At 37.5% G+C, this 13047-nt stretch carries 13 protein-coding genes; 3 read left to right on the top strand and 10 right to left on the bottom strand.

All coding sequences use genetic code 11. From position 1 onward, the window contains the following. Positions 1-5 precede the first annotated feature (5 nt). Together IV84_RS07265 and rnz are read right to left on the bottom strand one after the other, a co-directional pair. A complete protein-coding gene (locus IV84_RS07265) occupies positions 6-341 on the bottom strand; it encodes an SDR family NAD(P)-dependent oxidoreductase (RefSeq protein WP_056986326.1) in 336 nt (111 codons plus the stop codon). 15 nt (positions 342-356) lie between these two features. Continuing rightward, positions 357-1283, bottom strand: coding sequence for a ribonuclease Z (gene rnz, locus IV84_RS07260; protein ID WP_046871485.1), 927 nt, complete (start codon positions 1281-1283; stop codon positions 357-359). 180 nt (positions 1284-1463) lie between these two features. On the opposite strand from rnz, the gene IV84_RS07255 reads away from it, so the two are divergent. Continuing rightward, positions 1464-1739 carry a hypothetical protein gene (locus IV84_RS07255; protein WP_046871486.1) on the top strand — a complete coding sequence of 92 codons (276 nt, stop codon included), beginning with the start codon at positions 1464-1466 and terminating at the stop codon, positions 1737-1739. 15 nt (positions 1740-1754) lie between these two features. Next, a complete protein-coding gene (locus tag IV84_RS07250) occupies positions 1755-2537 on the top strand; it encodes a hypothetical protein (RefSeq protein ID WP_046871487.1) in 783 nt (260 codons plus the stop codon). Positions 2538-2600: 63 nt separating this feature from the next. Here IV84_RS07250 and IV84_RS07245 read toward each other — a convergent pair whose 3' ends face one another. The 5 genes from IV84_RS07245 to IV84_RS07225 form a co-directional block, all read right to left on the bottom strand. After that, complete coding sequence (locus tag IV84_RS07245) at positions 2601-4595, bottom strand: acyltransferase family protein (protein ID WP_080945570.1); 1995 nt, start codon at positions 4593-4595, stop codon at positions 2601-2603. Between the two features lie 20 nt (positions 4596-4615). Continuing rightward, on the bottom strand, positions 4616-5911 hold the full coding sequence (obgE, locus tag IV84_RS07240) for a GTPase ObgE (protein ID WP_046872210.1): 1296 nt from the start codon (positions 5909-5911) through the stop codon (positions 4616-4618). A gap of 132 nt (positions 5912-6043) precedes the next feature. Then, positions 6044-7834 carry an excinuclease ABC subunit UvrC gene (gene uvrC, locus IV84_RS07235; protein ID WP_056986325.1) on the bottom strand — a complete coding sequence of 597 codons (1791 nt, stop codon included), beginning with the start codon at positions 7832-7834 and terminating at the stop codon, positions 6044-6046. A 165-nt stretch (positions 7835-7999) separates the two neighbouring features. Next, on the bottom strand, positions 8000-8743 hold the full coding sequence (locus IV84_RS07230; protein WP_056986324.1) for an amino acid ABC transporter ATP-binding protein: 744 nt from the start codon (positions 8741-8743) through the stop codon (positions 8000-8002). Beyond that, positions 8733-10211 (bottom strand): ABC transporter substrate-binding protein/permease, encoded by a 1479-nt coding sequence (locus IV84_RS07225; protein ID WP_046872207.1) that lies wholly within the window; start codon positions 10209-10211, stop codon positions 8733-8735. The genes IV84_RS07230 and IV84_RS07225 overlap by 11 nt, the downstream gene beginning before the upstream one ends. Before the next feature lie 297 nt (positions 10212-10508). Here IV84_RS07225 and IV84_RS11070 point away from each other — a divergent pair, with 297 nt between their 5' ends. Then, on the top strand, positions 10509-10658 hold the full coding sequence (locus IV84_RS11070; RefSeq protein ID WP_167630938.1) for an SPJ_0845 family protein: 150 nt from the start codon (positions 10509-10511) through the stop codon (positions 10656-10658). 33 nt (positions 10659-10691) lie between these two features. On the opposite strand, the gene IV84_RS07220 is transcribed toward IV84_RS11070, so the two are convergent. The 3 genes from IV84_RS07220 to clpX all read right to left on the bottom strand — a co-directional run bounded on the left by IV84_RS07220 (position 10692) and on the right by clpX (position 12926). After that, positions 10692-10982, bottom strand: a complete 291-nt coding sequence (locus tag IV84_RS07220) for a nucleoside triphosphate pyrophosphohydrolase family protein (protein WP_046872206.1) — start codon at positions 10980-10982, stop codon at positions 10692-10694. 3 nt (positions 10983-10985) lie between these two features. After that, positions 10986-11576, bottom strand: a complete 591-nt coding sequence (yihA, locus tag IV84_RS07215; protein ID WP_046872205.1) for a ribosome biogenesis GTP-binding protein YihA/YsxC — start codon at positions 11574-11576, stop codon at positions 10986-10988. 102 nt (positions 11577-11678) lie between these two features. Continuing rightward, entirely contained in the window at positions 11679-12926 is a 1248-nt protein-coding gene (gene clpX, locus IV84_RS07210; protein ID WP_046872204.1) for an ATP-dependent Clp protease ATP-binding subunit ClpX, read from the bottom strand. Positions 12927-13047 lie beyond the last annotated feature (121 nt).

Genomic DNA, 13047 nt, shown 5'->3' with positions numbered 1-13047 from the left:
TTTTCCTACATTTTACGGGTGCCTTTTACAAAAATTCCAAAACCAGCACTATTCACTAAAATATCTACCGAACCAATATCCTGCAAAACATGAGTTAACTGTCGATCAATTGCGTCTGGATCAGATACATCTAATTCGACCACATAAGCATCAGTTTGTGAAATCTCTTTGCACTTATCTGCTACTTTACGCAAAGCCTTTAAATTACGCGCACATAAAACAACGTTTGCGCCCCGTGCAGCCACCTCATATGCCACTAACTTACCTAAACCACTTGAAGCACCTGTAATTAAAACCAATTTACCATTTAAATCACGTAGTTCTCGCAATCTTGTTAGCATTTGATCACTCCTCATCTATTTGAGCGGAATATGAATTACATCAAAATCATGAACAACTTTTGTGGCTTTAAACACTGATTGAGCCTGCTTTTGCAGGTCGTTTGCCATTTTACCAGTATAACGTGCCGAAATATGCGTCAAAATTAGCCGCTTCACATTGGCTTCTTTAGCAATCCCGGCTGCTTGAACATTAGTTGAATGGTAATAATTCCGAGCGAGCTTACTTTCATTTTTTGCGAAGGTACTTTCATGAACTAATACATCCGCATTCTGAGCCAAAATCGGACTGTTTTTAGTCTTCCGGGTATCCCCTAAAATCGCAACAATTCGTCCAGGCTGTGGTTTCCCTAAGTAATCCTTACCATCTATTTTACGTCCATCATCTAATGTAACCGTCTCACCTTTTTTTAAGCGTCCATATAACGGTCCAGATGGCACATGTAATTCTTTTAATTTATCAACTTGCAGTTGCCCTTGATGATCTTTTTCGACAATCCGATAACCAACACTCTCAATCCGATGATCCAATCGCATAAACGAAACTTTGAATTTGTCATCTTCAAAAATAACACCCTCATCACCTAGTTCAACAAAGCGAATTGGATAAGACAGATGTGAATCAGAAATTCGCATTGCCGTTTGAACAAATTGGCGAATTCCTTTAGGCCCGTAAATAACCAACTCTGATTCACCGCCCTGAAATGAACGACTGCTCAACAACCCAGGAAGCCCAAACAGATGATCACCATGCAAATGGGTGATGAAAATTTTGTCAATTTTACGAGGCTTAATGGTGGTTCGTAAGATTTGTTGCTGTGTGCCTTCACCGACATCGAACAACCAAATTGAGTTCCGCTCATCTAAAAGCTTCAATGCAATACTTGTCACATTTCTAAATTTACCGGGAACTCCTGCTCCGGTTCCTAAAAATTCTAAATCCATAACGATCGTTCCCCATTTACTCTTGTTTTTTAAAACACTACCCTAAATACCATACCACATTTTTCACCTAATTTGCTATGCAATGTCTCATAGTTTACACTTCAAATGGGTTCTGTAATCAATTATAATTGATAATGTAATCTACAAACCAAATTCATGGGATATAATGGAGAAGGTCACATGCGTTTAATTGATTTTAATCTTTCTGTTGCAGCACTAGATCCACAACTGAAGCTTTACTTTAAGCCTGCAGATCAGGCTGCCCTACCGGTTTCATCATTGCAACTACTTAATCAATGGTTAATTGTTGTCCCCGGATCATCACCGCTAACACTTGATCAATTTGAAGCCCGTGTTCAGGCAATCAGTGGGTCTCGTCAACTCGCTTACTCAGAAACTAGTCAAATCAAACTTTTTGGCTATCATCTGCGCGATCAAAAAATAATTTTAGGATAAGAGTGGTAAAAAAATATGAAAAAATTTATGGCATTCGTTTTACTTGGAACATTATTTTTGGGTGGGTGTACCTCCCAAAATGCAGATTCTCATTACCAAAATAAGGGTAAAGAAACTTTTACAAATCAAAACAAAAACGCCCATAAAAAAGCTAGTTCATCCAGCTCAAAAGAAAGTTCTGCAAGCTCGGATTCAGCTTCAACTAATAGCGCCGATAACACCAAAAAATCAAGTAGCTACAGTGTTCCAACAAAAATTAAAAAAAGTACTAATTACGTTCCCCATGGTGATCTAACTAACAAGAAACAATTTTCTTATGATAATTTTGGAACTAAATTAACTTTAGATAAATATAAGAAAACGGACCAAGTTATTATTAACAGGCCATTGCGATATCAAATTAGTCAAACACGGTTATTAAAAAATGAAGCCAAAACGGCTAAGGCAAAAAAAGTGGTAGCTGATGCTTTTAATAACACCGATATTAGTAGCACCTATTACACGTTGCAATTAAAGTACACTGTCCAAAACGAAAGTAACCAGATGGTCATCATTGGTGGCTTAAACTACATAAAGCTTTCAAATGATTATGCCGGAACGCCAATTAGCAATATGGTTGATAGTGTCGCTGGTAAGAAACTTGCGGCTGGTAAGAAATTAAATACCAACGTTGTCGTTTTGGTCCCAGCATCTCTCGTCCACACACTTAATAGTTGTACAATTCAATTTTCAAGTGCTTATAGTTTATCTGGCAAGACCCTTTCAAAAGATTCTTTAGATTCAAAAATCACTTTTTAAATAAACAAAAAGTCCAATTTACTTGCTTCTCTTCCGAGATAGTTTGTAAATTGGACTTTTTATTTAATCTGTACTGCCATACTTCACAATTGCTTTAGTAATCAAAGCAGTATACGCCTTGCTACCTTCAATATTAGGATGGACATGATCTTGATAGAACCAATCAGAATTTTTCTGACTAACCCCATACCAATCAACGACATGCACATTCTTATATTTTTGGGCCGCATCTGCTATTTCTTTATTAACTTGAGATTGCCAATTTTGGGTAGGCACATGTACATTTACCCAGAATATCTGTCTTTTAGTCCCAATGATTGAAACAATGGATTTTAACTGTTCACTAGTAAATGGACCGTTAGTCCCTAAATTAAGCAAAACATTACTACTCAAATTACCTTGTGAGTCCATTTCTCGTAACAAACTCGCTGCTTGCCAAACTTGACGTCCTACCTTAGCTGAAATGTAAGCAGTTGGAAAGACTTCCTGCAAATCATCTGAGGTATCTGCCATAATCGAATCACCAACTCCAGTAACTGACATCTTTTGGGCAATTTTTACTTCTGAAGGTTGCAGATCATACTTCGTTTTAATTGTTTTTTCTTTAGAAGTTAATTTAATTGCTTTTTCTTTTTTTATTTTTGCAACTTCTTCAGCATGCTGTTTCTTCTTTGCTGCGGCTTCTTTTTGCGCCTTTAAAGCTTTATCATTTTGTTTTTCAGATTTCTTCTTATTTTGTGTAATATTAATTTGCAGAGCACTATGGTGATTGCCATTATTATTTGAACCATTAACAATACCAACTAATGCGATTACTAGGACAACAACAATTGGAATAATCCAGTAACGTCCCTTTTTATGCTGTCTGAATAAAGTATTGAGAGCTTGAATTGGGTGCGCGTAATTAAAGTGAGTTAACGGGGTTTCAATAAAGCGATACGAAAGATCACTGATTACCACAATAATAGCTGCTTCTACCAACGCATTCCATAATGGATGAGCGGCAATATTTACAACTGCCCTTTCATAAAAGATCATCACAGGAAACTGATACAAATAAATCCCATAACTCCGTTTTCCAATCCACGCGAAAACCGGATTGCTAAACCACTTGTTAAAGCTTGCTCCAGGATGTGCGATCACAGCAATCAAGATTACCGAAAAGATGGAGAAAATCAGCATTCCTCCACGATAAGCAAAACTACCAGTTCCACTCAGATCAAACGCCATCCAAACAATAAAGATTAGCGAGATTAGTCCCAATATATTTAGGAACCATCGCGCATTTTTCTTTAAATGAGGATTAAGATGCGTCGAAGGCCAGAAGAATGCTAGTGCGGCACCCAACAAATACGGAGTCATCCGCGTGTCCGAACCGTAATAAACCCGGTTCGTATTACTTGGATCATAAAGAATTAGCATCAACAAAGCAGACACAATCGCTAAACCACTTAAGACACCCAAAATATGACTACGATTTTTAAAGGTAAACAACAGCGCAATCATCACAACTGGCCAGATAAAGTAATACTGGCCAAGCACAGATAAATACCATAGATGGGTAAAAGGTGATTCGCCATTATAGCGATCAAAATAGGACTGACCGTTACCTATTTGCCACCAATTATAAACAAATAAAAGGTTTGTCCATAAAACACTTTTGATGTGGGTAAGAAGATTTTGAGCAAATAACGTCATGTAAGCTGTACTTGCTAGCAACACAACCACCAAAGTTGGATAAAGCCTTTTCAAACGGCGCCCATAAAAGGACCATATTTTGATCGATCCATTTTGATCCCATTCTTGAACAAACAAGTCAGTAATTAAATATCCCGAAATTGCAAAGAAAATGGGAACTCCCAAATAACCACCTTTTAAGTCATAAGGAAGAAGATGATACAAAATAACGCCCAACAACGCTAGCGTTCTAAGTCCATCGAACCCAGATATGTATCGGCTATGTTTCAGCCGTTTTGTATGTGTTTTTCCCGAAGTATTTTCGTTTTTACTTCCTTGCTTACTGGATTTCCCCACAGAAGTTGTTTTTTCTAAATCCATATGCATCCCTCTATAACCGTTTAGTCAACGAATTCAAATGTAAAATCTAAGATTCGAACTGAATCTCCGTTCTTAATGCCTGCCTTACGCAAAGCATCATCCACACCCATCCCGCGCATTTGACGAGCAAATCGAATCATACTGTCATCATGTTCTGTATTAGTCATCTTAAATAATCTTTCGAGCTTTTCGCCCGTCAATACCCAAACACCATCTTCATCTTGAGTAATTGAAAATGGTTGTTTTGGTTCATAGGCATAGGTGACTGAATCATCCGAAACAACTGGTGCCGGAATTGGATCAGGTGTATTTTCAAGCACATCTGCTGTATGTTGCATTAAAGGTTCTAATCCTTTATGGGTAACAGCTGAGATTGGAAAGATATCCGGCGTTTCAGTATTTTTGGTTGATTCTTGAATTTTCTTTTCAAACTCTTTTAAATTATCTTCTGAATTTGGCATATCCATCTTGGTTGGCACAATGATCTGACGTCGTTTAATTAAGTCTGGATCATATTTGCCTAACTCTTGATTAATCTTTTGATAACTATCAAACGGGTCAACTTCTTCGACAACACTCATATCAACAAGATGTAATAAAACTTTTGTCCGTTCCACATGACGGAGAAATTCAAATCCTAGTCCAACCCCTTGTGAAGCGCCTTCGATTAATCCAGGAATATCTGCAATTACAAAATCCCGCCCATCATCCAAACGTACCATCCCCAAGTTAGGAACCAACGTTGTGAAATGATATTCAGCAATTTTAGGCTTAGCACTTGTAACAACTGATAATAAAGTAGATTTTCCTACGGATGGGAAACCAAGTAATCCAACATCAGCTAATAGGCGAAGTTCTAACTGAATACTTCGCTCTCGTCCCGGTTCACCATTTTCGGCAATCTCTGGAGCAGGATTTTTGGGACTAGCAAAGTGAATATTGCCCCGACCGCCACGGCCACCTTTGGCAACCACCAGGGTCTCATCGTTATCCACTAAATCACCAATAACCTCGCCAGTTTCTGTGTCTTTCACAATTGTTCCACCAGGGACATTAATCACAAAATCTTGAGCACTCCGCCCAGTCATTTGTTTATTCATGCCATTACTACCAGATGGCGCTTTAAACTTACGTTGATAACGAAAATCCATTAGCGTTCTCATCCCAGAGTCCACTTTCAAAACGACATCGCCACCACGGCCGCCATCACCACCGGCTGGACCACCATTAGGAACAAACTTTTCGCGTCGAAAAGCCACGATGCCGTTGCCGCCATTACCGGCCTTTATATTAATTTTAACTTGATCAACAAACATATTTTTCTCCAATGCTATTTCAACTTGACTTGTTGTGACTAATACTCTCATTTTAGCAGAGAATCGCCTTAATTTATACCATTTATTAAATTTGCTTTTTTCAGAATTCAAACTTGTATCAGTACTTAATGGTTATTTGGTTTTCAGCATGCCATTTAAAGAAATTTTAATTGTTTTTGCCACATTTTCAGAGATTCCCAATTTTTGCAGATCTGCAATTGGCGCCTCTGAAATATGCTTCATGGATCCAAATTTGCGCAATAACTTATTTCTGGTCTTGGGCCCAACCCCAGCAATATCATCTAATCGTGAGCTCAAGGAGTGCTTTGTATGCACTTGTCGATGGAAAGTAATTGCAAATCGGTGAACTTCATCTTGAATACGTTGAACCAAGTAAAATCCCTGACTTTTTGGATCCAAAGCTACGTGGCGATCATCTGGCCCAAATAATAGATCAGCCGTCTTATGCTTATCGTTTTTCACCATCCCAGCCACTGGGATTTGCAAGTTTAATTCGTTTACCAAAACATCTTTTACAGCATTTAATTGAATTTCGCCACCATCCATTAAAATCAGATCTGGCATTGGCTTATGCTCTTTTAATAACCTCGTATATCTGCGGCGAATGACTTCCCGTGTACTAGCTGCTTCATCAGCATGATCCACTGTAACCAGCTTATACTTACGATACATTTTCTTATCTGGCTTACCATCCGTAAAGACCACCATTGCCGAGACCAAGTCTGTTCCCTGAATATGAGAATGATCAAATGCTTCAATTCGGTGGCCAGTAGGAATTCCTAAGGCGTCTGTAATTTCTTTCATGGCGCCCACAGTTTTAGAATCGTCCAATTCCAGCAACCGAAACTTCTCTTCCAATGTAATTTGTGCGTTTTCTTTCGCAAGGTTCATCAAATCACGCTTTTGTCCTCGTTGTGGCGTGCGAACCGGAATCTGCAGGATATCACTCAGCACTTGATTATCCAGACCCTTTGGTACCAGAATTTCATTCGGTAATAAATTATTTTTTTGATTATAAAATTGTAAAATAAATGAAGTTAATTCTTCTGTTGCTGTACTTACAACGGGAAAAAGTCGTTTTTCTCGTTTCATTAATCGTGCTTGCCGGATGAAAAATACCTGGATTGACAACCACCCTTTATCAATATAAAAGTTAAATAAGTCTCGCGGTGTATTATCGTTAGAAATAATTTTCTGTTTTTCAACCGTGACTTCGATATAGTGAATTTGATCACGGATATCAGCCGCTCGTTCAAACTCCAAGTTTTTAGCCGCATCATCCATTTTTGTAACTAGCTGTTTCTTAACCGTTTTTACGTTACCATTTAGAAATGATTTAATTCGCGTAATCTGCTTATCATAGGCCTCTTTTGGCACCGTTTTAAAGCAGGCCCCGAGACACTGGCCCATATGATAGTACAAACATGGCCGATGTTGAAATCCTGTACACCGCCGTAATGGATAAACCTTTTGCAAAAAATGCAAAGTTTCTTCAGCTGCATAGACATTCGGATACGGACCAAAATAATAGGCCCCGTCCTTTTTTAAATCCCCAGAAATGATCATTTGAGGATCGCGCTCATTGGTAATTTTTATATATGGGTAACCCGTTCCTCGTTTTAACTTGATATTAAAATAAGGTTGATACTTTTGAATTAAAGTAATTTCAAGCAGAAAAGCTTCCTTATCACTAGAAGTCACAATGTAATCAAAATCAGCAATTTCTGAAACCAGTCGCGCAGTCTTTCCATCATGGGAACTCTTAAAATACGAACGCACCCGATTTTTTAAATTTTTAGCCTTCCCGACATAAATAATTTGGCTATTGATGTTTTTCATTTGATAACAACCGGGCAAATCCGGTAATAAAGCTAACTTATGTTCAATGTGTTCCGACGCCAACTGGCTTCACCTCCTAGTGTAAACAGCTTGTAACATTATACCACCTTTCAATATTAGTCGCAACCAAAAAGCAAACGTACATTCGCTCATCTATCTGTATATTAAGATATCAAAAAAACATCCGTCAAATTTTAGATTTCACGCATGCTTTCCAAATTTATTAAGTTATTGCATCAGAATCTTAGAAAGAAAAACTTGAGCCCGATGTGTTTTGGGATGGTCAAAGAAATCTCCAGGAGTACCCTTTTCTTGAATATACCCGCCGTCCATAAACCAAACCTGATCAGCGACGGAACGCGCAAATCCCATTTCGTGAGTCACAACGACCATCGTCATTCCGGCTTTAGCCAAGTCTTTCATAACCTTCAAAACATCCCCAACCATTTCTGGATCTAGCGCTGAAGTAGGTTCATCAAACAACATAACTTCAGGTTCCATCGCTAAGGCCCGTGCAATGGCCACACGTTGCTGCTGACCACCTGATAAGCTGCTAGGGTATTCAGACCCCTTATCGGCCAATCCGACCTGTAGCAAGAGTTCTTTCGCCTTTTTGGTCGCTTGCTCATCAGTTAATTTTTTAACTTTCATAGGTGCCAATTTAAGGTTATCTAAAACCGTCATATTTGGGAATAGATTAAAACTTTGAAAAACCATTCCCATTTTTTCGCGTAACTCGTCAAGTTGTTTTTCATTTAAAGTAGTTAAATCAGTACCCTCAAACAAAATGTGACCATCAGTGGGCTGTTCCAACAAGGTTAAACAACGAAGGAAAGTACTTTTTCCGGCCCCTGATGGACCAATTACACAAATAACTTGGCCTTTTTCAACGGTTTCAGAAATATCCTTCAAGACTTCAGTATCATGATACTTTTTCTTTAAATTTTTAATATCTAAAATGTTAGTTGGCATGTTTCATTCTCCCCTCAAAGTAAGATAGAACTTTTGAAAGACTAAAGGTAACGACAAAATAGAGTAACATCGCAACAACGATCGGCGCTACACCACGATAGGTATCGGACTGAACAATTTTCAATTGATAAATCAGATCTGTCACACCAATGATTGAAACGATTGAACTTTCCTTAATTAAGGAAATAAATTCATTACCCAGTGCGGGCCAAATATTTTTAATTGCTTGCGGCAAAACCACATAACGCATCGTATAGTTCTTTGAAAGTCCCAGACTTCGCGCTGCTTCCGTCTGGCCCTTATCAATTGAATTAATCCCTCCTCGAATAACCTCGGCCACATAAGCACCACTATTTAACGAAACCGCAATAATTCCGGAAGTTAGAGCCGGTATATTCACAACTAGGCCAATTCCAAAGTAGACAAACATGATCTGGACCATTAAAGGCGTTCCCCGAATAAATTCGATATAAGCTGTAGAAACTGCCTTAAATAATTTGTTACGACTCAATCGCATAAATGCAAGAATTGTTCCTAAAATGAAACCAAAGAATACTGAGAAAGCCGAAATTAGCAAAGTATAACCAATTCCTTTGGCAAAATATTTCCAATAATGCCACATTGAAGTATCAACTGTATTTGTTTTCATGTGACTACCAGCATCTTTTAAATACTCTTTATTAATTAGATCCTTCTTTTTAATTTTAGCAAGACTCTTGTTTACTGCTGCTGCAAGGGTGTTTGAACCTTTTTGAAATGCAATCGCAGAGCTACTTTCATCTTTACTTAAATTAAAATTACCATTAATCAAACTAAGCTGTGAGTTGTTTTTTACATAAGCTTCAGCACTTGGTTTTTCCATAACAATTCCATCAATCTTATTGGTTTGTAACGCAAGAATTAAATCCGCACCCTTATCAAAACCTTTAACCTTCACATTTGGAATCTGTTTTTTTGCCATATTATATTGCATTGTTCCGGTTTGAGCACCAACCGTTTTATTAACAAATGAATCTTTGTTTTTGTAAATTTTGTTATCTTTCTTATTAATAACAATATCTTGTCCACCTTGATAGTAGATATTAGAAAAAGTTACACTTTTACGACGAGCTGGTGTGGGATTCATCCCAGCCATAACCATATCAACTTTTCCCGTCTGTAAAGCAACAAGTAAAGAATCAAAATCCATATTTTTGATCTCAAGTTTGACGCCTAAATCTTTGGCAATTTGTTTAGCGATACTAATATCCATCCCAACATCAACACTTTTACCATTCTTAGTGGTTTGGAATTCGTATGGCGCGTAATCAGGACTAGTCCCCATTACTAAAACACCCTTTTTCTGAATCTTGGCAAGTGATTGATCATTTGAACTGGTATTAGCACCGGCTGCATGAACATTGCCAAACGGAATCATTGTAACTAGCAATCCAATAATTGCGATAATCTCAATAAATTTTTTCTTCATAACTGCAACTCCCTACATTCAATAGAATATATGAAGTATAAACGCTTTTGGTTTTTTATGCAAGCTTATTTACAAATTAATTGTTTTTATTCATCTTTACCACATATATTCATCTATTAGTGTATATTAAAACGTTTTCAAAATGTTTACATTTACATTTTTAAAAATTGCGATCATCATTTCTTAGTTTCTATGATGTTTCAAAATAACTGACAGATAATATAAAATCTGGTATGATAGCCTCATGAAGAATGTAATTATTAGAAATCGGCACTAAAATTGAAGGAGTAATGATTAATGGGTTTAAAAGTAAAACAAGAAATTAATTTAGAAAAAATGTTAGATAAGTTTGTCGCCCCAGTAGAGGATAAAAAAACAGCTGACAAAAAGAACAAATTTTTAAAACGCAGCAATAACAATGAAAAACAAAAATCATCAAAAAAATGAGTGAAACGACGTCTTAGCCGTTTCACTCATTTTTTATTCGTTACTTGCAGGATAGCGTTGATTTAAAGTCTCAATATTTTCCTGTGCGATTTGCTCAAAGGGAATATCTGCCCACTCGGCAATTTGTGATAAATACCACAACACATCGCCCATCTCTTTGGTTAATTCCTCGTGGTTAAGATCCTTACCGTGAAAAGTGTAGTTCTTAACAAGATCTACAACCTGACCACTTTCACTTGCCAATCCCAATGCGCAATTTGTTAAAACTTGCTCATTTCCAAACAAGGTCCGATTAGCCTTTTTTTGATAATCATTAAATTCCATGTTCTAGTCCTCCCCAATCCGTTTCTCAATCCAATTCCAAACCTCATCCTTACCCATCTTAGTTTGAGCTGAGAATAATTGAAACTCATCAGGATCACTAATTTGAAGCGTTTTTCTGATTAAGCTCTCGCTCTTATTCCATTTACCACGCACAACTTTATCACTCTTAGTTGCAACCACTAATATGGGAATTCTGTAATAATGCAACCAATTATACATCATCACATCGTCTTCGCTAGGCGCATGACGAGCATCTACCAGTGAAATAACCCCTTTTAATTGAGGACGGCTGGTTAGATATGTTTCAATCATCGTTCCCCATTTTTCTCGTTCGGAACGAGAAACTTTCGCGTACCCATAACCAGGGACATCGACAAAATATAATTGATCTTCAACATTATAAAAGTTCAAAGTTTGCGTCTTGCCGGGCTGTGATGAAGTCCGCGCATAGCTTTTTCGATTAATTAAAACATTTGTCAGGGAAGACTTTCCTACGTTTGAGCGTCCCACTAAAGCTATTTCAGGATAACCAGTTGTAGGATATTGCGCTGGAGCTACCGCGCTCATGACAAGCTCCACATTATGAACTTCCATTTCTTGAACCACCTTTTTAATCTGATTTAATTTTAACACACAAAAGTTAAAAAAAAGATGGTTTCTATTTTCTAGAAACCATCTTTTAAATTCGAACCTAGTTTAAGAAGCTTTTTTATCTTTTAAAATTAATTCTGGTTCCACATGATCAACCACTGTTCGTTTAGTTACTGTAACTTGTTCGACATCATCACGAGATGGAATGTCAAACATAATATCACGCATAACTTCTTCAATAATGGAACGTAACCCACGTGCACCTGTGTTACGAGTAATGGCCTCTTCAGCAATTGCTCGTAAAGCTTGCGGTGTAAAGTGTAATTTGACATCATCTAATGATAATAATGTCTGATACTGCTTAACTAATGCATTTTTGGGCTCAGTCAAAATTCGAACTAAGTCATCAGTTGTAAGTTTCTCAAGGGCCGTCAAAATTGGTAATCGACCAATGAACTCGGGGATTAGACCAAAGCGTAATAAATCTTCGGGAATAACTTGTTGCATCAAACTCTTAGATTTATCAACTGTTTTTGTAGAATCAGTTCCGAACCCAATTACCTTATCACCTAAGCGACTTTTGACAATGTCTTCAATCCCATCAAACGCACCACCAACAATAAACAAAATGTTAGTTGTATCGATTTGAATAAACTCTTGTTGTGGATGCTTCCGTCCGCCTTGCGGTGGTACATTTGCAATTGTGCCTTCTAGAATTTTCAAAAGAGCCTGCTGGACTCCTTCTCCAGAAACATCACGCGTAATTGAAACATTCTCACTCTTTTTAGCAATCTTATCGATTTCATCGATGTAGATAATGCCCTTTTCAGCTTTTTCAACATCATAGTCAGCATTTTGCAAAAGTTTTAAAAGAATATTTTCAACATCTTCACCAACATAGCCGGCCTCAGTCAAAGTCGTTGCATCTGCAATGGCAAAGGGCACGTTTAGAATCCGTGCTAAGGTTTGGGCCAAAAATGTTTTTCCAGATCCAGTTGGTCCAATGATGCTAATATTACTTTTTTGTAATTCAGCATCTCCTTCGTCAGCATTTTCCATCTGGTTAATTCGTTTGTAGTGGTTATACACAGCTACCGACAAAGTTCGTTTAGCCTCTGTCTGACCAATGACATAGTCATCAAGTTTAGAGACAATTTCTGCTGGAGTTGGCACATCGGAAAACTCTTCAGCGCTCTCTCTAGAAACTTCTTCATCAATAATTTCCTTACATAAATCGATACATTCATTACAGATGTAGACACCAGGACCGGCGACAATTTTCTTTACCTGATCTTGAGTCTTTCCACAAAATGAACATGTGATCGTTCCTGTGGTATCGGTATTATCTAACAACCAACTCACCTCTCTATTATTTATACGTTTATCATACCAAAATCCACCATATTAAGCTAACAACTCGGTTTAAAAAAGAATCCATCAAATAAAACGGGTCTACACTTTCTGGTATTGGTGA

Source organism: Pediococcus damnosus, assembly GCF_001437255.1.
GTDB lineage: Bacteria > Bacillota > Bacilli > Lactobacillales > Lactobacillaceae > Pediococcus > Pediococcus damnosus.
Note: the sequence above shows the minus strand (reverse complement) of the source record. Positions and strands in the feature narration are given on the sequence as shown.